At 53.1% G+C, this 22,853-nt stretch carries 17 protein-coding genes; 12 read left to right on the forward strand and 5 right to left on the reverse strand.

Annotated elements, in window-relative coordinates; genetic code table 11:
* Together BUC26_RS22750 and BUC26_RS18280 are read right to left on the reverse strand one after the other, a co-directional pair.
* On the reverse strand, window positions 1–254 hold a 254-nt coding region (locus BUC26_RS22750; RefSeq protein WP_143166070.1), incomplete at its 3' end, for a transposase family protein.
* Window positions 255–363: 109 nt separating this feature from the next.
* Window positions 364–1,248, reverse strand: coding sequence for a hypothetical protein (locus tag BUC26_RS18280; protein WP_073378386.1), 885 nt, complete (start codon window positions 1,246–1,248; stop codon window positions 364–366).
* 568 nt (window positions 1,249–1,816) lie between these two features.
* Between BUC26_RS18280 and BUC26_RS18285 the strand changes: the two genes are divergently transcribed.
* From BUC26_RS18285 to BUC26_RS18310, 6 genes are all read left to right on the forward strand, one after another.
* Entirely contained in the window at window positions 1,817–5,566 is a 3,750-nt protein-coding gene (locus BUC26_RS18285; RefSeq protein WP_073378387.1) for an AMP-binding protein, read from the forward strand.
* Between the two features lie 274 nt (window positions 5,567–5,840).
* Window positions 5,841–6,770 carry a class I SAM-dependent methyltransferase gene (locus BUC26_RS18290; protein ID WP_073378389.1) on the forward strand — a complete coding sequence of 310 codons (930 nt, stop codon included), beginning with the start codon at window positions 5,841–5,843 and terminating at the stop codon, window positions 6,768–6,770.
* A gap of 42 nt (window positions 6,771–6,812) precedes the next feature.
* Window positions 6,813–7,811, forward strand: a complete 999-nt coding sequence (locus BUC26_RS18295; protein ID WP_073378391.1) for an ABC transporter substrate-binding protein — start codon at window positions 6,813–6,815, stop codon at window positions 7,809–7,811.
* Between the two features lie 2 nt (window positions 7,812–7,813).
* Complete coding sequence (locus tag BUC26_RS18300) at window positions 7,814–11,377, forward strand: LpxL/LpxP family acyltransferase (RefSeq protein WP_073378393.1); 3,564 nt, start codon at window positions 7,814–7,816, stop codon at window positions 11,375–11,377.
* Window positions 11,378–11,843: 466 nt separating this feature from the next.
* Entirely contained in the window at window positions 11,844–12,629 is a 786-nt protein-coding gene (locus BUC26_RS18305) for an ABC transporter ATP-binding protein (protein WP_073378459.1), read from the forward strand.
* Entirely contained in the window at window positions 12,626–13,405 is a 780-nt protein-coding gene (locus tag BUC26_RS18310) for an ABC transporter permease (RefSeq protein ID WP_073378395.1), read from the forward strand. The genes BUC26_RS18305 and BUC26_RS18310 overlap by 4 nt, the downstream gene beginning before the upstream one ends.
* A 295-nt stretch (window positions 13,406–13,700) precedes the next feature.
* Here BUC26_RS18310 and BUC26_RS18315 read toward each other — a convergent pair whose 3' ends face one another.
* From BUC26_RS18315 to BUC26_RS18325, 3 genes are all read right to left on the reverse strand, one after another.
* A complete protein-coding gene (locus BUC26_RS18315; protein ID WP_073378397.1) occupies window positions 13,701–14,579 on the reverse strand; it encodes a DUF6625 family protein in 879 nt (292 codons plus the stop codon).
* A gap of 11 nt (window positions 14,580–14,590) precedes the next feature.
* Window positions 14,591–15,151, reverse strand: a complete 561-nt coding sequence (locus tag BUC26_RS18320; protein WP_161949879.1) for a sulfotransferase family 2 domain-containing protein — start codon at window positions 15,149–15,151, stop codon at window positions 14,591–14,593.
* Between the two features lie 250 nt (window positions 15,152–15,401).
* Window positions 15,402–16,019, reverse strand: coding sequence for a sulfotransferase family protein (locus BUC26_RS18325; protein WP_073378399.1), 618 nt, complete (start codon window positions 16,017–16,019; stop codon window positions 15,402–15,404).
* Between the two features lie 336 nt (window positions 16,020–16,355).
* Here BUC26_RS18325 and BUC26_RS18330 point away from each other — a divergent pair, with 336 nt between their 5' ends.
* The 6 genes from BUC26_RS18330 (at window position 16,356) to BUC26_RS18355 (ending at window position 22,830) form a co-directional block, all read left to right on the forward strand.
* Window positions 16,356–17,447, forward strand: coding sequence for a Gfo/Idh/MocA family protein (locus tag BUC26_RS18330; protein ID WP_073378401.1), 1,092 nt, complete (start codon window positions 16,356–16,358; stop codon window positions 17,445–17,447).
* Window positions 17,448–17,457: 10 nt separating this feature from the next.
* Entirely contained in the window at window positions 17,458–18,990 is a 1,533-nt protein-coding gene (locus tag BUC26_RS18335; protein WP_073378403.1) for an N-acetylneuraminate synthase family protein, read from the forward strand.
* Window positions 18,971–19,651 (forward strand): HAD family hydrolase, encoded by a 681-nt coding sequence (locus BUC26_RS18340; protein WP_073378405.1) that lies wholly within the window; start codon window positions 18,971–18,973, stop codon window positions 19,649–19,651. Before BUC26_RS18335 ends, BUC26_RS18340 begins: the two co-directional genes overlap by 20 nt.
* A gap of 65 nt (window positions 19,652–19,716) precedes the next feature.
* Window positions 19,717–20,400: an acylneuraminate cytidylyltransferase family protein gene (locus BUC26_RS18345; protein ID WP_161949880.1), complete on the forward strand. Its 684-nt coding sequence runs from the start codon at window positions 19,717–19,719 to the stop codon at window positions 20,398–20,400.
* Complete coding sequence (locus BUC26_RS18350; RefSeq protein ID WP_073378408.1) at window positions 20,397–21,872, forward strand: surface carbohydrate biosynthesis protein; 1,476 nt, start codon at window positions 20,397–20,399, stop codon at window positions 21,870–21,872. The genes BUC26_RS18345 and BUC26_RS18350 overlap by 4 nt, the downstream gene beginning before the upstream one ends.
* A gap of 31 nt (window positions 21,873–21,903) precedes the next feature.
* Window positions 21,904–22,830, forward strand: a complete 927-nt coding sequence (locus tag BUC26_RS18355; RefSeq protein ID WP_161949882.1) for a sulfotransferase family protein — start codon at window positions 21,904–21,906, stop codon at window positions 22,828–22,830.
* Window positions 22,831–22,853: the final 23 nt, after the last annotated feature.

Consider the following 22,853-nt stretch of genomic DNA (forward strand, 5'->3'; position numbering starts at 1 on the left):
CACTTGATTCGTGGCACGTCGGCAGTGATATAGCAATGGTGCTGGAAGAAGTTGAGATGCCGCCAGGTCATTTCCTTGAAGTCATGGGCCTTACACAGCTCTCCGCACTCAGGACAAGGGAAACTGCTTCCCCGTGGAGCGGACAGGGTGATCCGCAGTTCGTGGGGCGTGCACTCGGTGTTCAGAGATTGGCCGGTGATTTCCCAGGGTCTCTCTAATCCAAGTCCTAATGCTATGATATCGTTGCCATTCATACGTTTCTCCTCGCTATTTCGTGTGGATTTGATCTTATGATATCAAATCCACACGAAATGACGAGGAGCCAAATAATCTCACTTGCTAAGAGGAGCCCGTGTGTTTAGCTCATCGTAAACCGGGTACATACTGTTTTATCCTCATCTGCCAGTTTAGGACTTGGAACAAGCGTTTAACCCTCTTGTCTTCCGCCTTGCCGTTTCTTAGCCAGGCTATGTATGTATCGTAGTGAAGAAATAGCATCTTGGTCATGACGTCTCTCGCTAAACGGTTACGATTTCGTATCGGTTTGAGATTTGAAAGGTGCCTTTCGTCCCATAATTTGAATGAGTTCCGAGATCCAGCCCCATGGTGATAAATGGTGTCCCCGTAAATACCCCCGAGAAGACGATGGTAGTTATTCTTGTTACTGCGCCGCAATTTGAATATAGTTCTCTCGTCGGCTCTTGCTTGGTCAGTAAAGTGAGAGAGGGTATCGCTGGCATCAAATTCTCCATTTTGAATGGTATCGAAACGAAGATCCCGACTCTTAATATAGTCCACCGAAATGCATAACCCGCTCGGGTGTACATATGGTTTTATGCCCTTTTTCAGCTCATCTCTCCATACACCCGCGAGAACGGTTTTTTCGTTGAGCTGTGAGGTGATATAGGGGAGCCAACCGGTTTTGATGGGGAAACTATCATTGTCTAATGTAAAAACATAATCCTCGTTACCCAGTCCTTCTCTCAGGGCACATTGATATAACCGCTGTAATGGCTCTCGATGGAAGTGAGTAAGTTTTTGTGATTGCTCGTATTGTACAAGGGTAAGGTTGCGGTAGCCCTGCAAGCGTTTTGTCAGCTCAATATCGTGAGTGTTGTTGTTCCAAAGGAAAACATGATGACCTGCAGGATCCGTGTATTGAACGATTTTACTGAGACACATCTCAATCCACGTGCCGTACGGTGTATCACTTGGTCCATTTACTATGAGTATCGCTGTTTTCGACATCGTACCGTTGCTGCTCCTCTTGTGTTTGACTTGATCAATCCGGTTCAGAGTAGGTCCCTGGAACCGCTGGCGCCATCGGGTTGTCCTGTCTGACGTTTCTCTTCTCAAAAAAATTTGGAAAACACACAGCCATGTCCAATTTTCCCGGTGTCCACTCGCGGTTCTTGGCAATCCAGGAGAGCGTCCTGATTTCTCTGATTTTCTTTAAGGCTGCCTTCGCCGCGAATATCGGAGGCTGCTCGTGTCCTGGCCGATTTATAATTCATCACGTTCTAGGTTGAGAAATAATAAACATCTTACTATATCTTTGTTTTTCGTCCAGATCATTGGGAGTCACCCCTGCCTTGCCACCTTGACAGCTCCTGCAACAGGAGTCAAGCGACCACATACAGCTTCAAACGTGCGGTCAGTACATGATGACTTTATGCATGGATCGTTTTAAATATCAAAATATTGAGACTGGAAGGACAATCGCTTATCCTTCTCTAGCGTCCTGCCGGAAAAGGAAAGACGGACGAAGGATCAACAGCGATTCGTGCCTGATAGAGAAACAGATTCAGGTAGTGCCATGAACAACCAACCGAATGCCCAAGACCTCTGTCGAGCGCCTCTTGAAAAATTCGCAGCGGACAGCAAACTCCTGATTGGAAAGGTTGCTCAGGAGCGCCGAAATTGGAATACGACTGTCTCGGCTGATGCTGTACGCCACTTCGTCCTAGGAACGAGTGACGAGAATCCCCTCTGGTTTGACCCGGATCCTGCCGGGAGTGTCACCGGAATGACGGCTCAGGTCCCTCCCGCGTTTCCGTTGTCTGTGGGTTATCCAGTGCTCCATGGTGCTCCTGCAGAGCTTCCCCTGGAAGACTGGATCACTCGGATTTCGTGCCGCTGGCATCACCCGATGAAGTTGGGAGACAGGCTCAGAAGCGAGGCAAAGCTTCTGCGCGTTTCTCTTGTCGAGGATGTGCAAGGAGGGCTGCCCAAGTCACTTCTCGTAACCGGTACCGACTATTCCAACCAGCATGGTGAACGAGTCGCGTCAATGGAAGTGAATTTGTTCCGCACTTCCAGGTCTGGCGAATCGGACCGCATTCAAAGAGAATGTCATCGTTATGAGGACGGTGAACTTCTGTCGATTAAACATTCGGTAGAATCCGAATCTCGCCGCGGCGATCGGCTGTTTCAGGATCGTGACCTGGCTCCAGGTGCGAAACTTCCAGCCAAGGTCCGTGGCCCCCTCAATATCGGCGACTTGGTGGCCTGGAATGCCGCGGTGGGGCCTGCAGCGGCGTCAGGGTCTTGGGCCTGGCGGGATAGCTTGAAATCACCGGCCAGAAGTTTCGTACATCCGGTAACCGGGGCGCTTGTGAGTGCTAGCCTGCAGCATGAGGACACAATTTTGTGCCATCAGCGGGGAATGCCACTTCCCTTTGACAATGGGCTGATGAGGTTTGCCTGGATTCTTCCGTTGCTGACCGATTGGATGGGAGATCACGGCCGTTTGCAGTACGTTGCCATAGATATCATGCGTCCCAATCTTTATGGCGACACGACATGGTACGGAGGCTTTATCGTCGATTGTCAACAGGATGGTGCTGATTTTATCGTCAAGATATCGATTTTCGGGACGAATCAGCTCGGTGAGAAAACAGTACGGGGCGAGGCCTCTGTTCTGATACCTGAGAAGGCGAGAAAGTCGGGCGGCAGCAGTGAACGAGCCAGTTCTGATGGACGGCCGCAGCGGTCTGAGGAAGACGAGGTCAGTCTGCTCGATCGTATCCTGAACCATGCAGCTGAGTTTCCAGACAATAATGCAGTCTCTGATTGCTCGGGCACTACAGTTTCATATGGGAACCTTGTACGCCGCATTGCCGTGTTGGCTGATTGGCTGCAGGACAGTGGCATACGACCTGGAAGCCGGGTTGCGGTTGCCTGTTCCCGTACGGTGGAAGCGCTCATCTGGCCCTTGGCAATCCTGCGTGCAGGCGGGACGTGGATCGGCTGTGATCCGGAATGGCCCGAAAAGCGGCTCCAGGCGGTTTTTCAGGACGCTTCACCTGCGATGGTACTTGGTGACCAGGAATCCGCCCCGCATCTTCCGCAGGGGCCGTGGCAGGTAGTTTCTCTCGAATCCGTTTCGTTGTCAGCGGTGGAAGGATCCAAAGCAATGCCAGTCGTCTCCGGTACGGTACCTGCCTACATCTGCTATACATCCGGGTCGTCCGGGAGGCCGGCCGGCGCTGTTGTATCCCGCACCAGTTTTTCCCGTTATCTCGCGGACCTGGAATCTGTGTTCCCCATGACGGCCAAGGATGTTTTTGCGCACACCGCTTCCTTTGCCTTTTCGGCATCTGTGCGCCAGCTTTTTCTCCCCCTGATGCTTGGCGCGCACCTGGTGATAGCAGGATCGGAGCAGCGAAAGGATACAAAACAGATCATCGCGTGGATGAAACAACGCCGAATAACGGTTTGGGATACCGTCCCCAGTGTGTGGAAGACGGTCATCGACGTCCATCGCATTGGCAGCAACGCTGAGGGAATTCAGTCTCCTCCACCGGAGTTGCATTACATCCTATTGACCGGCGAACCCCTGCCCTGGCAGACGGTGCAGAGCTGGTGGCGGGAATGGGGCGGGAAGCAGCGCATTTACAATCTCTATTCACAGACCGAAACCGCAGGGACCGTGGCAGTGCTCGAGGTTGCTCCCGACCCGGAACAGAATGATCAGTTTGTTTCCATCGGTTACCCGTTTCCGGGGGTCAGTCTGCACCTTGTCGATGAAAAGCTTGAAGATGTCCCTGACGGAGATAGTGGCAGGATTCTCGTTTCCAGTGATCGACTGGCCGACGGGTACCTGAACGGGGATCGGGATAAATCCGGCTTTCTTCACGAGAAGGGTGCCGTTCGGCAACGGTTTTTGACGGGTGATCTGGCCTACCGGGATGGTCGGGGCACGATTTCCGTGGTCGGTCGGGAGGATCGCCGAATCAAGCGACGGGGGTTTCGGATAGATCTGGTTGAGATAGAAAATCAGCTCCTGGAGCATCCTCTTGTCAAGAGTGCCGCCGTGGTGGAAAACAGGCAGTCAGCCGGTGGGCGGCTGGTGGCCCATGTGGAGTCCGATTCCCTGACAGCTGATCAGGTAAAACTCTACGTACAACGGCACCTCCCGGATTACATGGTTCCAAACGGTTTCGTCCTTCATGACCGGTTGCCCCGAACGGCGAGTGACAAGATCGCCTATCAACAACTCCTCGACGTGGCTGAAACAGACGGTGATCAAACGGGGCAACCGGAAACGACCGTGGAAATCGCTCTGGCCCGGTTATGGAAAAAAGTGCTGAACATCGAAGAGGTGCACACGGGCGACAATTTTTTCGATCTTGGCGGGGACTCTCTGTTGGCAACGGTTCTGATGGCGGAGATGGAAAAAGAGTTTGGCGAGATCAAGGATTCGGGCATTGTGTATCAGTTTCCTTGTCTGCATGACATGGCCGGCTGCTTGGCATCAGGGGGCAAGATAAATGAAGCGATAAAAGTCAAGGAAGGGACCCTTCCGGCACTGTTCAGCTTTCCACTCCGCAGCGGCAACTCATTTTACCTTCGCCACCTGTTACCGTGCGTGCAGAGCCCTGCCGCCGTCCATTGCTTACAACCTGATATAGCTGATTTGCAGTCGAGCAAAGGTGACGATTTTAGCGAAGTGGCGCGTCGTTGTGTCGCGGCCATGCGCAGGATTCAGCCGACCGGGCCGTACCTCTTGCTCGGTTACTCGTTCGCCGGTTTGCTCGCTTTTGAGGCAGCCTGCTATCTGCACGACGAAGGCGAGCGTGTTGACGCCTTGATCATGATCGATACTGCCACCCCGGAACTTATCGAATTTCGCAAAACAGTCCGCTTCCGCTTACGCAAGCTTCTTAACTTATTGCGTTATCCCGGTCAGATGCAAATTCTCGGATTTGGCAACCGTCAAGTGCAGAAGCTATTGAAAAGACTTGGGAGACCGGTTCAGACCCCTAGCCGTTTCGAAGCGGTGCCGAGAATTCAGGGGAAATATAAAGATTTCTTTACCGCCGCCATTAATGAGCATAACTTCAGGCACGTGCCATTTGATATCGAACTGATTCAAGCGTCCAGATTCCGTCCTTTCGATATCGAGCCGACGGCTAACGGCTGGCCGGCATTATGTGAAAATGTTCAGGTCTATCCGGTCGACACGACCCATGGCGCTCTCTTGAAAATCGAAAATGCCGCGTCCACCGCCGGGATTGTGGACCGCGTGCTCATGGAGGCGGCACGCTCTGCCCATCTCAACTGAAGGAAGATGGCAGAAGGTGCTGGCCGTTTTCATTCATAATAAAAGGAGCGTTGAAAAATTGTCATTTTGGCCAATATCATCGTTGCCCAATCACATTGTATCCTCGGGATTTCATGTGTATGCCTGCGGTAAAATTTCCTTGCGCGACTCGATCTTGAACGAAATTCTGACTTGTTCAAGCTCCCCTGAAGTTTTGCTTCATGTCCAAAGCCAGGGGGACTGTATATCCTGAACGATGTTTCGTTAACTCGCCAACAGATTCTGCGGAGAAGATATGGTTGATATTACCGTCGGTAAAGAAGACATAGATCGAGTATTTTCCCCGTATGTCAAGAAAAGGCAACGTGCAACCAGCCCAGGTTCGATTGCGCTGTTGACAAAGCTGTATTGTCGCTGGCTGGTGAAGCGACTCCAGAAAGCAGTAGCCAGAAAGTTGTTGCAGCAGATGCGAACAACGGATCGGGTCCGAAGCGGTTACGAGGAAAAATGGAGTGCATTTGATTATTCGCTCTATACACCCGAAAGTCCCCGGTCGGAATTGATGGAATGGAGAGGTGTCCACTATTTTGCCAACCCGTACGTCAAGGGGCGGATCCAACTGCTGTATCTGGAACGGATAATCAGCGAGTTTCGACCGTGCACCGTGTTAGAGGTCGGCTGCGGGCGGGGGAGTATGATTGTCCCGCTGGGAAGGAGATTTCCGGAGGTGCGATTCTGTGGCCTGGAGCTGACCGCCGCCGGCGTAGGTGATGCCAGAAGACTCTGTTTTCAGCGTGAGTTGCCGAGGGAAATGAATGAGTATGTCCCGTTTCCCATTCCGTTTGCGGAGAATCCGCAGATGGGCTTTGTTCAGGCTTCAGGTGAGTGCATCCCCTTTCGCGATGGCAGTTTTGATCTTGTTTATACCAACCAGGCGCTCGAGCAGATGGATCACATCAAAGCGGACGTCTTGTCTGAAATTGCTAGGGTTGCCAGAAAAACAGCAGTTTTTTCCGAGCCGTTCCGCGACTGGAATGCGCGGGGCATCAGAAGAAACAGGGTCCTGGCCACGCAATATTTCTCGGCCTCGATTGCCGACTTGAAGTCGTACGGGTTAACGCCGATTTTTGTGACTGAAGACATGCCAAGCAAGGTCATTCTGCACACGGGTATTGTCGTTGCCGAGAAAAACGATGATGCCCTTATCAATAACCATAACTCTTGACGTGGGGTTGCAATGAAAACAGTATCTCGAAGCAGGATTTTAATGGCTATGTCAGTCATGCTAATCATGACTCTAGTAGATATTGAGAATAGCTCTGTATTCGCTGTAGAAAGGCAGCTCAAAACCCTTTCTGTGCGAGTATCCCCTTTTTTGTCGTGGGGCCCGTTCTACATTGCCAAGGAAGAGGGGTATTTCGAGAAACAAGGCCTCGACATCCGGTTCATTCAGTTCAACAACAACAGCGAATCGATGACGGCGCTGCTCACCGGGGATCTCGATGTGGATGCGATCCTGACGGTTGGGCTGCTCAACGTGATAGCGCGCGGGCAATCTGTAAAGATCGTTGCGAATAAGGGGTTTGCCGCTACGGATGAATGCCCGGCGGACGGATTTGTGGTGCGGAGTGGCTTGGTGGAGAAGATGCAGAATCCGGCTCCGGAGATGTTGCAAGATCTCAAGTTCCACGTCATGCCGACCTGGGTAGACAGATATTTTCTGGATCAGGTGCTCAGTAAGTGGGGGCTCGGCATTTCAAAAATAATGACGACACCAGTCACGAACTCTGCAGCACGGCTTGCTGCGCTCAACAGCGCTAATCTGGATGTGGCATTCTTCAGTGAACCGTGGATTACCCGCTTGCGGGAAAGCGGCGCCGGAGATTTATGGCTGCCGTTATCGGCTATTATTCCGAACTTCCCGATGGGAGTGATCACCTTCGGCCCGAATCTTTTGGAGAAAGACCAGAGCGGCGATCTGGGCGTTCGCTTCCTCCATGCCTATCTCCAGGGTATCGCCCAGTTCAAGGAGGGCAAGACGCCCCGCAATATCGAGATCCTGGCGGCAGCGACCAAGCTGGAGCCGGCGCTGCTGGCGCGGGTCTGCTGGCCGAGCTTTGCCGACAATGGACAGAGCGATGCAGAGTTGCTCAGTCGTTATTCGGAGTGGGCTACCGAACAGGGAATGGTGGATCGAGCCTTACGCCCGGAAGAGCTGTATGAGCCGCGTTTTATTGAGCAGGCTGCCACAGAACTCGGCAGATAACAATGAATCAGCACCTTTCGGCCGAACCGGGATCATCAGATTTCGGTGAGTTCGCCGTGGAGTACCAATTTTGGGTGGAGCACCAGAACGTGGAGCAGCTGCTGACTAGTGCCCGAAAGTTGATCCCCCCGGGGGCAACGGTACTCGACGCCGGTTGCGGGGAGGGGTTCCTGGCCGCCGGCCTGGCCACAGCTGCCGCCAGGGTCGTCGCTCTTGACCTGTCCCAGGAGATGCTGGCCCTGGCTCGTCGCAAGGCCGCGGCCGCCGGGGCGGCGAACGTCAGCTTCGTGCGTGGTGATATCGGCGTGCCGGCGCTGCGGGGTGAAGCGTTTGATCTGGTGGTCAGCAGCTTTGCCTTGCACCACACCGACGTGGAGCGGACCCTGCCGCTGCTGGCCGGGATGGTGAAACCGGGAGGGTGGCTGCTGGTGCAGGAGCCGACGTGTCCGGTCGCCGGAGCGGGCCGGGAAATGTGGTATCGCTGGCATGGCCTTGTAAAAGCGTTGAAAACCTGGCGTGAACATGGCTCGACTGCAGCCTGGCGGATCGGCAGGTTTCTTCAGAGCCGCGCCTTCATCGGCCATCAACTGGCCGACCGTCACTGGCCCGAGGAGCAGTGGCGAGTAGTGGTGCAGCGAATTATGCCGGACGGGTTGTATCGGCATGACAAGAAGCGTTCGCAGGTGGTGCTTCTCTGGCAATGTCCGGAGAAGAAAGAGATTTCTTCCGCTGAGCCTGAAGGAACACTTGGTAACACCCCGTTCATGACGCCTGGAGGCGTAACGAGGGTGAAACGGAGGTATACCGGTAGATGTCCGGATGACTATGAACCGTTCCCCCGCAAGGCATTGTCTGGTTCGGTAATCAGCCGATTCGAGTCGATCGTTGAACGCTTTGAAGGAAAAACCGCCCTGCGCACCAAAGCGCAGCAGATGAGCTATGGAGAGCTGAACGCGGTTGCCAATCAGGTCGCGACCCGGTTGTTGCAGAGCAGCCGAACTGCCGGAGCACCGGTTGTGGTGTTGATGGATCAGGATGACCCGTCGGTTCCGGCGATGCTGGGCGTGTTGAAAGCGGGCAAGGCATACGCCGTCCTCGATCCGAATGACACGCCGGAGCGGTTGCGGCTGGTCATGCAGCTGGTTGGTGCGGAAACCGTTCTGACTACTGGAATCCACTGGAAGAAGCTAGAGGGAGCCCTGGGGAGGCAGGCCGGGAATTGCCTGCTCTGGGAAGAACTGGCCGGGGGCATGATCGATAACCCCGGGGTGCAGCCAACGCCGGAACAACCGGCGGCTCTTTTCTTTACGTCCGGTTCGACAGGGCAGCCGAAAGGGGTGGTTCGCGACCATCAGCAGTTGCTGCACTCGACCTGGGTGAATACCAACAGCTATTACGTTGCTCCCAGCGACCGGCGAACGAGTCTCAATTTCCCCGGTTTTTCTGCTTCAGTGCCTAATGTCTATGACACTCTGCTCAATGGCGCGACTATTTGCTCGCTAAATCCGCGCCATGTCTCCCCTGCAGAATTGGTTTCCTGGTTGATCAGTGAACGCGTCACTATCGCCGCCCTGCCGGTCGGCTTGTGGCGAGAGATTCTTCACGCTGCTGTCCCAGAGACACCATGGCAAGACCTACGCTTGGTAACACTGGCGGGTCAATCGCTCTACGGTGACGATGTTCGTCATTTTCTCACATTTTTCGGACCGTCAGTTACGCTGCTGCACCGTTTGGCGATGACCGAGGCCGGAACAGTTGCCCAGGGCTTCATTGATGGACGCGTTGCCGTTTCAGACGGTCTGGTGCCCGTTGGCTACCCTGTTGAAGACAAGGAGATTGCCATTCTCGACGAGACCGGAACTGCGGTCGGAGTCGGTTCTGTCGGTCTGTTGGCTGTTGCCAGCATGTATCTCAGTGTGGGGTATTGGGGGGACGAGGCGCGAACTCAAGCCACCTTCCGTCCCGCAGCAGACGGTTCGGGCAAGCGCGTGTTTATTACCAGCGACCGCGCCTGTCTGCGGCCGGACGGATGCCTGGAGTATTACGGCCGGGAAGATTCGATTGTCAAAGTTCGCGGGTACCGGGTCGATATGGCGGCCATCGAGGTGATACTCAACAGTTGCTCACGGGTTCGGCAAGCTGCAGTTATAGCCAGGATGCGGCACCATGATGAGCCTTCGATCATTGCTTATCTCGTCGGTGACAGCGATCAGCGTCCTTCAGTCGAGGAACTACGCGCTCTGCTCCGTCGCTCACTGCCGCACTACATGGTTCCCGGACGGTTCAGCTGGTTGGAAGAAATGCCGCTGACAACAAGTGGCAAAATTGACCGTCAGGCACTCTCTCGCCGGGAAATGGCGCGTCCGGAACTGAGCACCGCCTACGTTCTACCCGGTGCTGAACTGGAGCGGCGGATTGCACGTATCTGGTCGGAACTGCTTGATATCGATCAGGTGGGAATGGATGACGATTTTTTCGAGTTGGGAGGCGATTCTCTGACGGCGATGCGCCTGATGCACGAAGTCGAACAAGTTCTCGGACATCAACTCCCCTCGGAGTTCCTGCATGTGCGTACCATTCGCGGCCTGCTCAATCTCGTGACCGAAAAGCCGGTTGAGCAGGGACCGTGCTATGCTGACGAAAAGACAACGGTTCGGGCTACGCCTCAGAGCAAACGAAAGAAGCCACTTCTCAAGGGGGTCCGTCGGATGGTCAAAACCGGGCCGGTCTGGGGGAAACGAGTGCTTCCCTTTCCCGTCGGAACCGTCCTCCAGCGTGTCCTAGTCAGTCAACTCTGGCTGCATCGCTCTCTCTTTTCTGGTCAGTTGAACATGGTGCTCAAGTGGCAGGAGGAGATAGGCGTACATCAGAAGAAACAGGCTTTGAAGCGCAGCCTCGTCGCCAATCTCTGGTCACCGTGGCGAAGCCGGGCGTTGATGACAGAACCGGCGTTCCGCCGGTGGGTGACTATCGCCGGGGAGGGGAAAAATCTTCTGGATTCGCCGGATCGATCGGGCGGGGTACTGCTGGTCGTTTCCCATGCCGGGTGGATGATTCCTCCTTTTCACCAGTATCTGGAACGCCGGGGCATCAAGACCGCCTCAGTTGTCAACGATCAGGCAATCGATGGTGAAGTTGACGATTTTCCGGTGCGGCAGATGATATCGAGGACAGAGCAACTGCAGCGGGCAGAACGGGTTTTGCAGCAAAACGGCGCCGTATTCATTGCCGGGGACGGTTTGCAGGGAAGGCGATCGGTGGATATTCCCTTTTTCGGCCGGTGGCGGCCGTTTCAGACCGGTCCGGCGTGGCTCGCGGTGACGAGCAGCGCCCATTTTGTCCCGGTGTTTGTACGATACGATGAGATTCGGAACGTTCAGATCGAAATAGCCAAGCCGTTGACCGCGCCGCCCGGCTCCGAACAGGAACAGGTGGAAGCGCTCAGTCGGGCGTATGGCCGGTTGTATGTTGAGCGGTGGCGGCAGAATTACACCTCGATTCGCTGGCATCATCTGAAATTCAATTATGAATTGCCCCGATCTTCCGGCGAAGCGCGCAGAGGGTGAACGTGATGTCGATTGCATTGGGATAATGAAACAAGATGGTTTTCCCACGGTTGATGCTTCTCCGGTGCGGGTGCAGTTACGACAAGGGCTGTCCGGCTCATCGGTGCGCCTCCCTGTCTGTAAGAGTCTGTCCGTCGGAAATGACTTGATGGTCAAGGTCCCTTCTGGGCATCAGTGGCGATGTGCGGCAAGAGGAGGAGGCGGCGTCAGCATGAACGATGTCCCCGACTGTTTTTCCCCTTGGTCCATTGAAGAAAGCAAGTGGTTGTATTTCCTAAGTAGATCAGTTAGGGTGACGCCATTTAGCGACAAGGGGGACGGCGGGTTCTGATCGTGAACCGTGCATTTCTCCCCGACAATTCGAGGCGTCGGCCAAGCGGCTTCTCGATGAGCGGGGGAAACAGGTGACGCATGTGGCAAACATGAGGTGACTATTGCTGGCTTCGGAGCTGTATATTTGAAATATATGAAGCAGTTGCACGTAATTGGCGTGTCAAAGCGCTATAGCTCGAAGCGGGGGTCGGTGAAGGCTCTGGCGTCGGTTTCCTGTTCCGTGCAACAGGGAGAGTTTGTCGCGCTGCTCGGTCCCAGCGGGTGCGGAAAATCCACATTGCTCCGGTTGGTTGCCGGCCTGTCGCAGCCGGATGATGGCCAGATCGAATTTCGAGAATGGGTGCAGATGCCGAAAGCCCGTCTGGTTTTCCAGGACAGCGCCCTTTTTCCGTGGATGTCGGTGTGGGAAAATGTGGCCTTTGGGCTGGAAATGGAAGCCATGCCGGTGGCGGAAAGACGGGAACGTGCCGTCGCTTTGCTCGCTACGATGGGGATGGCTGATTTTCACCAACACTACCCCCATGAACTGTCGGGTGGAATGCGCCAGCGGGTGGCCATTGCCAGAGCTTTTGCAACGGAGCCGGATATCCTGTTGATGGATGAGCCGCTCCGTGCCCTGGACGCCCAGATGCGCCTCGTGGTCCAGGAAGAGTTGTTGGCGCTGTGGAACCGGCAGAAACCGATGGTTCTCTACGTTACTCATGATATCGAAGAGGCGCTGTTGCTCGCCGACCGGGTTCTCGTGATGAGCGGCAAACCGGGGAAAATACGGGAAGAGGTGATTTCAGGATTCCACAGACCGCGGGATCTGACCGGTCGTGATCATAAAAATCTCGAGGAATTAAAGTGGCATATATGGAAACTGTTGGAGAGCGACGTTCGCGGACAATTACAGAGCGGAACGGCAAACACAGTTTGACCGGCACTAAACGTAATGCATTTTTTCATCCTGAACGCTGGGTGACGGTCGTTTTTTTCGGTTTCTGCCTTCTTGTTTGGGAGGTTGCCGCGCAGTCAACCTGGATTTCCACGCTCTTTTTCCCCGCCCCGTCGACGATTGTGAAAACACTGACAGCGATGACCGGGACCGGCCTGTTCTGGCTGACGTTGGGAACAACCCTCTACCGCCTGCTGCTGGGAGTCGTTGCTGGTGCGGGCGCAGGGCTTGTTGTCGGCTGGGGCATGGGGGCCAGCCGAAAAGCCAGAGCCGTGCTGGATCCGGTTGTAGCAGCTTTGCACCCCATGCCAAAATTAGCTATTTTCCCAATATTTCTCGTTATTCTGGGAATTGGCGAAGCATCGAAGATAGCACTGATTGCTCTTGCCGCTTTTTTTCCGATGCTGCTCAACACGCTGGCCGGAGTTCAGCATATCGAGCAGTGTTATTGGGAGGCCGCCAGCAACTATGGGGCCAGGGGTATGACACTGCTCCGTCGGGTGATCATGCCGGGCAGTCTCCCGATGGCGATGACCGGACTGCGTCTGGCGTTCAATAATGCGCTGGTGGTAACCATAGCGATCGAGATGCTCTCGGCGCAGGACGGCCTGGGTGCACAGATCTGGATGTCCTGGCAGACGTTGCGGACCGAGGAACTGTATGCCACCCTCATCGTTATCGGGGTAGTGGGGATGCTGAGCAATGCCGTATTGGGGCGGTTGGTCGTCTGGTTGTTGCCATGGCACACAAAAGCGTAAATTTTTTCTGGGAGGGTTTTTCCATGGGGCAGCGGCGTTCATGCACGTATCTGCAGGGGTTTCTGTTCCTGGTGGTCATCGGCTGGTGTTCTCTGGCTTCGACAGGTCCCTTGCGGGTGGCGGTTCTCCCTTATCTCTCGTTTGCCCCCTTGTACATTGGATTTAAAAGGGATTGAAATAAAGTATCTCTTTGTGCGTCTTGAGGGTATCTGCGGCGCTGACTGTTCAAAACGATAAAATGTTACCCAATTATCATTGGGTTAATAGGTGCGCTCCCGACAATCATGGCAGCCGCCTATTCAGCCGGGACCTGAGCATATCCTTGATTCACATGGTGAATCCCTGTGTGGTTTATATGAAACCGACTAGGGCTGTCGGTATAAGAAAAATTTGTTGATTTCATCGTGTTCTTCATCTTGTGGAAGTGGAGGTACATGAATTCCTCCCCGTAAAACCCGTACACTCTCCCGTTGTCCCATTTCATGGAAGAATCTTTCGCCGGGATTTGTCGTTGATAGCCGCCACTTGTGGTAAGAATACGGTCCCAGTACACTCTAGGGGAACGGGGAGGTCTTTTCCTGCCGAGGAAATAGAGTGCCTGCCTGATGTCACTCGAAGTGCTCAAAGCCTTGATCAGCCTGCTCATGTGCTTTTCATCGACGTTGAAATGCCGACCATTGCCGACAAGCCGGTTAAAGCCGAGGATCGAGCGGTACAGCGAATTGATCGGTGCACTATTGCGGTAGAGAGTAAAAGAACCAGAGAGTAGTTTGTAGCGTGACGTTATAATGTCGTAGGAATCGAGCATTGACGGAGTGATAAAGGAGGAAATATTTCCCCAGACGACATCGATGTCGCAATGCCCCCAAAAACGGTAGTCATGCAGAAGATCTTGAAAAACGATGCCGAACGCCGGGCGGAAATCACATACTTTGATTAGATTCGACTGCGTGAGGGGCGGTTGTATTTTGAGCTGCGTCGAAATGAGTTCCTTGAATTGGTCAAGGGTCATATGATGGAAGAAAACGTTGACCGGTCTTTCTGTGGGCTGCGGATTGTCCGAGAGAATATGCCAGTCGATTCCCGGGTTATCTCTGCATGAGAGTAGGAATGCCGGCATCCAGAACGGCAATGGCCCGAAATAGGGACTCAGCAGGGCGATAGTCGAACTCATGGCGCGGGGGGTTAGAGCGCTGGACGGTTCTTCACGTAAGAGCTGTCCCGCGCTATCAGTTGTTGTTCGGTCAGGGTTTGCAAGGGCTGATAACCGAACAATTCGATGTCCCTGCCGTAAAGCTCGCTGACAATCCTGCGCGATATTTCCGAGTACGCTTCTAGAAAGGACTCGTGCTCGGTGGAGGATGTTTTGTTTCTGTGCTCGAGCGGAATGGTCTGCCCATAGATGCGATTACTGATATATTTGAAATCTTGCGTTAAGTTTTCAAAAAAACCGAGATAATCAAGGTGCGGCTCGGTTTCACCGGGGAGGCAGATAAACTCGAATTGCGGCCGGAAGTGAATGTATCGGCGCACTTCCTTGCGGTGCAATCCATTGCTGACGAAATCGTTGAAATCGCGATAGGGAGTCAGGTGTTTCATCGCCCACTCTCTATTGTAACCCTGATATCCGCCTTGCAGTAAGAAATGGTAGGCTGAGAATACTTTATCCCAGGGGTTGCGGACAAATGAGAACTTGAAGAAAAGATCGAACTCCTCTTCGGTGAAAATTACCTGATAGTCTTTCAAACGATTGTGTCCTCCGCCGAGGTGGGAAAAAAGACTTGTGCAGACGGAAATCCCTGCCGCTTTTGGGATATGAATAAAAAGACATTTCAGGTCAAGAAAGGATCGATACGTGTACCTCCGGGATGTTTCAGTTCGTAAAACCTGGTATTTCCGGTTTTTACGGGGATGAAGAAGGGCAAAAAGATTTTTCCGCCAGGAGTAGGGAAGGGCCTGATAGGCGAGGTCTGACAGCATTTCTGGGTAATTCTCTTTAATACCGGAGCGCGCACAGGAGCCGGTTGATCAAAAGTCGATGTGTTTTTGGCGGTGCTTTTTTCACCGAAGCATTGACGTGGGGAAAAGGAACCGGCGGGATGTCCTTGTCAAGAAATCGACACAACCGTTCCCAGCCGTCCCCATTCTCCCAGCACACCTCCAGGAAATCGTCTGGCCGACCAGCGAAATACGTCCGGACCTCATCGTTGTGCCTGAGGTAGCAGGAAATGAATTCGTCCCGATGATATCTTGGGTAGTTGTGGCCATAGGCCAGTTTCCGGGCGTGCCTGAAAGGATGTGTTCGCATCGAGAATTTTTCCAGGCTGTTGAGCCAGGCAAATTCGTTTTTCCGGGTGGTAAGAATGAAATGGCTATCGGGAAACAGCCGATCAAGATCTTGGTATATCAACGGCCAAGGGAAATCCTCAAACATGTCATGGTCTTCGACAACTTTGATTGCTGGACCGAAGTCATTCTTCTTTTTGACGTCGAACAGGAGCTGGTAGGAGTAACCAAAGCGGCAGTAACCTAACAAATCACAGCAATCGCCAAGGGTGGTGGTTCCGGTTTTATTAAGTCCGATACCAAAAATCTTACGGTTTACGCGGTTCATCGTTGTATGTTGTGATGGTATATGCTTGCCTGACACTACAACCAAGGAGCGCGAAACACAAGGGAGAACGGAGAAGAAACGACTTTGTTTCCCGGCGAGGTTCCCATGGAAACAGTCGTCTAGATGCGTCACATGATGGCGGCGAAAAACTTTGAATAAGCGGAACATATGCACGGGATGCTCCAAAGATCAAAGACAGGCGGCTTTTATTGAGTTTTGGGCAAATAGATGATAAAAAGCCACACTTGGATAGAAATTCAGCATGTTATCGTGACACTCCTCTGCGAACTTATTTGGGGGGAGGTTTGTAATTTCTCAAAATAAGGAGCTTTTACTATGGTTTCCGTGAGAATATTCGGCGCCGGTTCAATCGGCAATCATCTTAGTTTCGCCTGTCGCCAGAAAGGGTGGCAGGTCGAGATGTGCGACCGAGACAAAACTGCGCTCGAGAGGACGCAAAAGGACATCTATCCGGGGCGTTACGGAAAATGGGACGCAGATATCCAGCTGCAATTGGTCGAGGACCTGGCAGACGAGTACAGAGATGTTGTCATTATCGGGACACCGCCGGAATACCATATACCGGTGGCCCTGGACCAGATCAGACGCATTTCGCCGAAGATCGTTTTGATCGAAAAACCGCTTTGTCCTCCAAGCCTTGATGGTGTTGGAGAACTGCTTGAAACGGCACGGGAGCACAAGTGTCTCGTACTGGTCGGCTACAATCATACATTGACGCGCAATACCCGGGTTGCGGAGCAATTGCTGGCCGACAGAGTTGTTGGAGAGATCGTTACGATTGATGCCGGTTTTCGTGAGTACTGGGGGGGCATTTTTGCCGCTCATCCCTGGCTTGACGGCCCAAAGGACAGTTACCTGGGATATCTCTCCAAGGGCGGGGGGGCAACTGGAGAACACTCGCATGCTATTAACATCTGGCAGCATTTCGCTCACATAACCGGAAACGGCCGTACCACCAAGGTCGCCGCCATGCATCAGATCATTCGGAGCGACGGTGTCGAGTACGATCAACTCGGGCAGATGATCGTGGAGACGGAATCGGGACTGATTGGCAACATCGTTCAGGACGTGGTTACCGAGCCACCGGAAAAGAAGGTTAAAATTATCGGTAAATCAGGGTATATCGAATGGCAGGTGAATGCAACTTCAGATTGTGATGCCGTGCGGTACAAGACGGGTGACATACCGGTGCAGGAGCAGCTTTTCAAAAAGACACGGCCTGATGACTTTGCCGGTGAAATCGACCATCTTGCGGACTTGCTGGCTGATCCTGACCAGGATTCGCCGATTTCGCTGACCCGGGGCCTGGAGACAATGCTGATCATTGAGGCGGCCTATAAGTCGAGCAAAGAAAGCCGGTTCGTCACTGTCGACTATTCCCGTTTTCCGTTCGCTTTTTTTTCCTGAGAGGGTAAGGATGAAACCGTTTACATTCGAAAACTTGTTTGTTCTTGACCTGGCAAATAATCACCAGGGCGAAATTGAACACGGGCTGGCTGTCATTGAAAAGCATGGCGAAGTAGTCAGAAAGTGCGAAGTGCGTGCCGGTCTTAAATTTCAGTTCCGGCAATTGGATACCTTTATTCATCCGGATTTCAAGGAAAGAAAGGATATCAAACATATCCCCCGGTTCATGGAAACAGCCTTGCCTGTCGATGCCTATGGGGAGTTGGTCGATGCCGTGCATAGGCAGGGGATGGTCAGTATTTGCACCCCATTCGATGAGGAGTCGGTTGATATCATTCTTGAGATGGGCATTGAAGTTATCAAGGTGGCCAGTTGTTCGGCTTCGGATTGGCCGTTGCTCAAGAAAATAGCACAGACCAATCGGCCGGTCATTATTTCCACGGCAGGGTTGTCTATGAGCAAGATCGATCGTTTGGTGAGCTACTTCGAATACGAGAAAGCGCACTTCGCTCTGATGCATTGTGTTGCTCTTTACCCGACACCTCCGGAAAAAACCGAACTGAATCAAATAGATTTGCTGAAAAATCGGTTCCCCGCTCTCACTGTCGGCTTTTCGACACATGAACACCCCGATAATACTATAAATATCGGGATAGCATATGGAAAAGGAGCGAGAATTTTCGAGCGTCATGTCGGCTTTGAGACGGGTAGGCATAAACTGAACAAGTATTCGTCCACACCTGAACAAATCGAGCAATGGATCACAGCCTGGAAGCAGGCAGTGGCCACGTGCGGAGGCGATTATCGGGCGCCGGCAGACCCTGACGAAACAGCTTCGCTGAGATCGCTGATGCGCGGTGTCTATGCAAAGAAGAAGATTTCTGCCGGAGAGGCGATTGAGCAAAGTCATGTGTTCTTCTCGATGCCCCTTCAGGACGATCAGCTGGCAAGCGGTGACTTCGTTCCCGGCATTGTTGCCAATCGCGACTACGCAGCAGGCACTCCCCTGGACGGCTCCATGGCAAATCTCGAGCCAAGCAGGAAAGACAGGATCTTCCAGATAATGTTGCAGGTGAAAGGGATTCTCAATCAGGCGCGTATCTTCATCGGTAAGGAGAGTGCCATTGAAATCTCGCATCATTATGGACTGGAGCATTTCCGTGAATTCGGAGCGGTCATCATCACCTGTATCAACCGCAGTTACTGCAAAAAGCTCATTGTCATGCTGCCCCGCCAGAAACATCCCTATCATTTTCACGAGAAGAAGGAAGAAACGTTTCAGCTTCTCTGGGGGGATGTGGAGATCGAACTGGCCGGGAACAGGACCAAGCTGGAACAGGGCGACATATTTACCGTTCTGGGAAGAGAGTGGCACAAGTTCCATACCCTGGACGGTTGCGTGTTCGAGGAGGTTTCGACGACTCATTTCGATAACGATTCCTTCTACGAAGACGAACGAATAGCCAGGCTGCCGCGGGAACAGAGGAAGACCCAGCTGGACAATTGGGAGTCGGCGACCCGAGATGTTATTCGTTCGAGATAAAAACTGCGTGACCGGGGTCGAGGAGAATGCCTCCGGAGAAGTCAACGTCATCATATTCGATTTCGACGGGACACTTGTTCAGTCGAACCGGATAAAGCTGCAGGCCTGGTATGATCTCTTTGCTGGAGATGACACCAAGCGTGCACTGTTGCCAGGAGTCCTAGAACGTCATGGGGAGGCTTCGCGCTACGCCATCATTAGGAAGTTTTTTGAACGCGCCGGAGATGAGCAGCTCAGCGAGGATCAACTGTCTGAGGTCATAGCCGATTACGCCCGGCGGTACAATAAGTTGGTCCTGGAAGGTGTTAAAACGTGTCCCGAAATGCCGAGCGCCTCAGATGTCCTTGATGAGTTGTTCACCAAAGTGCCGCTCTACTGCAGCTCGCATACGCCGGAGACAGAGTTGCTGGACATCCTGCATTTCCGTGGCTGGAGTCGGTATTTCAAAGGGATATTCGGGTACCCCCGGGTTAAAAGCGAAACGGTAAAATATATCGTCGCTACCGAACAGGTATTTCCCGATGAGGTGCTTGTTGTCGGGGACGGGCTATCAGACCGGGAAGCCGCCGAAACTACGGGGGCCCGCTTCTTCTCGATATCTGGCTGCAGTGATGTGCGGAGTCTGTTGCAATGCTGCCATTTCGAAAGATCGGCCATATAATCAACCAGGAGACAAAGGGGTAAAATTTCCCGTCAGCTATGTTGTTACAACATAAAGTTCTTGCAGTGGTCCCCGCACGAGGTGGCAGTAAAGGCATCAAGCTCAAAAATCTTCGCGAAGTCGGTGGGGTGCCGCTGGTCGCTATTGTTGGCCGGCTGCTCAACGGTCTGCCGGAAATTGACCGGGCTGTTGTTTCAACCGATCATGAGCTTATCAGGGATGTTGCCGTGGCATCGGGGCTTGAAGCTCCATTCCTGAGACCGGAAAATCTTTCCGGCGACAGGATCGGAGATCTTGAAGTGCTCACCCATGCATTGCTCGCCGCGGAGGACGATGATGGGCAGCACTATGACGTGGTCGTAATGGTGCAGCCGACCTGTCCGCTGCGCAAAAAAGGGCACATTCTGGACCCGGTCGAGAAGCTGATCCGGGGGGGCTATGATGCTGTCTGGACCGTCAGCCCGACAGATTCCAAGGCCCATCCATTGAAGCAACTCGTTTACCGGGACGATCGATTGGACTATTACGATCATCGCGGTGCATCGATCATCGCCCGGCAACAGCTGGAACCATTGTACCATCGCAATGGCGCTGCGTATGCGATAAGTCGTACATGCCTGCTGGAGAAGAAATCGATCAAAGGGGGGAATACTTCGGCTATTGTCATTGAAGAGTTTTTGCCCAACATCGATACGGAACTTGACCTGCAATTCGCCGATTTCTACCTGAACAGATTGCCGAAACCGTGACACCTCCATTCTCCTCGTTGAGATCACTTCATCCTCTCCATTGGCTCATCATTCCCATCGAAACAAAAGTCAGGGAGTTTGACGCGAAGCTCCTGCTCAGCTGTGCTGCAGCCGAGGCGGGTTACGGGGTCATCCTCGGACATCAGCACGTGATTCAACGCACGTGGAGGAAGATGCCCCGAAGCACCGTTTTCGACAAAAGCGTCGTAAAGGCAAACGAGAAAAAATTCAGGGCATATAAACGGCAGGGAAACGGGGTAATCGCCTGGTGTGAGGAAGGCCTGCTGCTGGCAGACGAGCAGGACTATGCGAACAGAAAGCTCAATCCGGCAACCTTGGAACACGTTGACCTGTTCTGCTCCTGGGGCGCCAATCAGACACGGGTTGTCCTTGGCAACGTTCCAGAAGTAGAGAATAAATTGCAGGCCGTCGGCAATCCGAGAATGGATTTGCTGCGGCCGGAAGTCCGCGGCTATTTTTCCCGGGGAGCGGCAGAGATCAAAAATGCCTTTGGTCCGTTTTTGCTCATTAACACTAATTTCGCTGCTTACAACAACATCCGCGGGGCCGAGACATCACTTGAAATTCAGAAACGCAGTGGCAAGATTCGTTCTCCGCAAGGAGAAAAACTCTTTCGTGAATTTGTAGGATTCAAGGAGAGAATGTATCATGCGTTCACCTCCCTGGTGGAAACACTTGCCAGAAATTTCCCTGATTACACGATTGTTGTCCGCCCCCACCCTGCCGAAAATCATGAGGTATGGCGAAAAACGGTTTCATCTTGGCCGAATGTCAGGATCGTTCACGAAGGAAACGTGATCAATTGGCTGCTTGCGGCGGAAGTAACCATCCAGAATGGGTGTACGACAGGGATTGAATCGTTCTTGTTGGACCGGCCGACTGTCTCCTATCAACCCTTTGCCTCGACGATTTATGAGAATTATCTGCCCGATGTTTTGGGTATAGCGGCCAGAAACGAAAAAGGTCTCGTTGATCTGGTGAAAACTATCTGTTGCGGAACGCTTGGTGAGAGCGAGCAGGAACAGGCGGAAAAGCGGGAATTGGCCGGACACTTTATACAGAACGTCGATGGGGAGTTGTGCGTCGATCGAATTGTTGCACAACTCCCGTCTTTCAGGAGGAAAAAAGATCAGATAATCGGCAACAGGTTCCTCCAGGCTGCACGGCAGGTGAGAAACTGGCAGACGACATGTCGATATCTGGCCCGTTCCGTTAAGGACCGGTTTGTTGATGGGCGGAGTATGAACCTGAAAAAGGGGGGGCGGGAAAGTCTGGCGAACGTGCAGAAGAAGGTTGTCAAGCAGGTTTTCCCGGGACTTACCTGGGATGAAGTCAACACTGGTGTTCAAACTTTTCAACAGGTCATGCAACGGTTTGACGGCATCGAGGTATTTCCGTACGCACGGAATTGTTTCGTCATTGCACCACCCCATTCACGTGACAACGGGTAATGGCATGGATGGGGGCGAGAGCAAGCCGTGCATGGTCTTTTTGTTGTATATGAACCGGTCCGGTTCGACGCTGCTTGCCCATCTGTTGGATCAATATCGGGATATTGGCGTGACGCCGGAAGCTGATATTCCTGATGGGCTTCTCCTCTCCACGGCGGACATCCGCGAAGAGATCGATATTTTATCGTATCTCGATAAACTCTATCGAAACCGGAAATTCAGTGCCTGGAACGTCGACCGGGATCGACTCGAGAGAGCGTTACGGGGCATGATCCCCCCGTACGGCTTCGAGCATATCCTTCTAGAAATCCTGAGCCTCTATTTTTCCTCTTCTCACGCCAGGGTATATATTTACAAGCGGGGGCATTATATCAACCATGTGCCGGAATTGCGCCGACTGTTCCCCGGCTGCAGATTCCTCTTTATAGAACGCGATCCCAGGGCGATTTTCGAATCCCAGAAGAGAAGCGTCGACAGCGTGAGCGGTCGGGTAATGGCGGTCAACGCAGTGGAACGGGCGATTAAATACGTACGGACCATGAAGTTGGTTGAGAGATACTCGTCTGACGGAGACTTTTTTTCTCTGCGTTTCGAAGACCTGGTTTCCGACCCCGATCGCGCCATCTGTCCGGTTCTTGATTTTCTCGGCGTGGATAACAGGGAAACCGTGCGATCACGCTATTTTCAAAAAATTCCCGAGAGTCAGCATCATTTGCACCGGGGTATCCTGGCAAAGCCCGCCCTCAAGAAGATCGACGAATGGCAGAAGGTATTGCGCCACGAGGAAATCGACGCGATGCAATGGATAGCGGGCCGGACCATTCGATCGCGAGGTTATGAATTGTTCCCGACCAGTACGGGGTGCCTGAGATCAGGGTTCTTTTTGCTATGGGCAGTGGGTCATCTGCTGTTTCGTCATGCACCGGCCGAGGTGCTTCGGCGGACAATAAAGCGATGAGACTCGGGGTCCATTCGCTCCTT

Source organism: Desulfofustis glycolicus DSM 9705, from assembly GCF_900130015.1.
GTDB classification, from domain to species: Bacteria; Desulfobacterota; Desulfobulbia; order Desulfobulbales; family Desulfocapsaceae; genus Desulfofustis; species Desulfofustis glycolicus.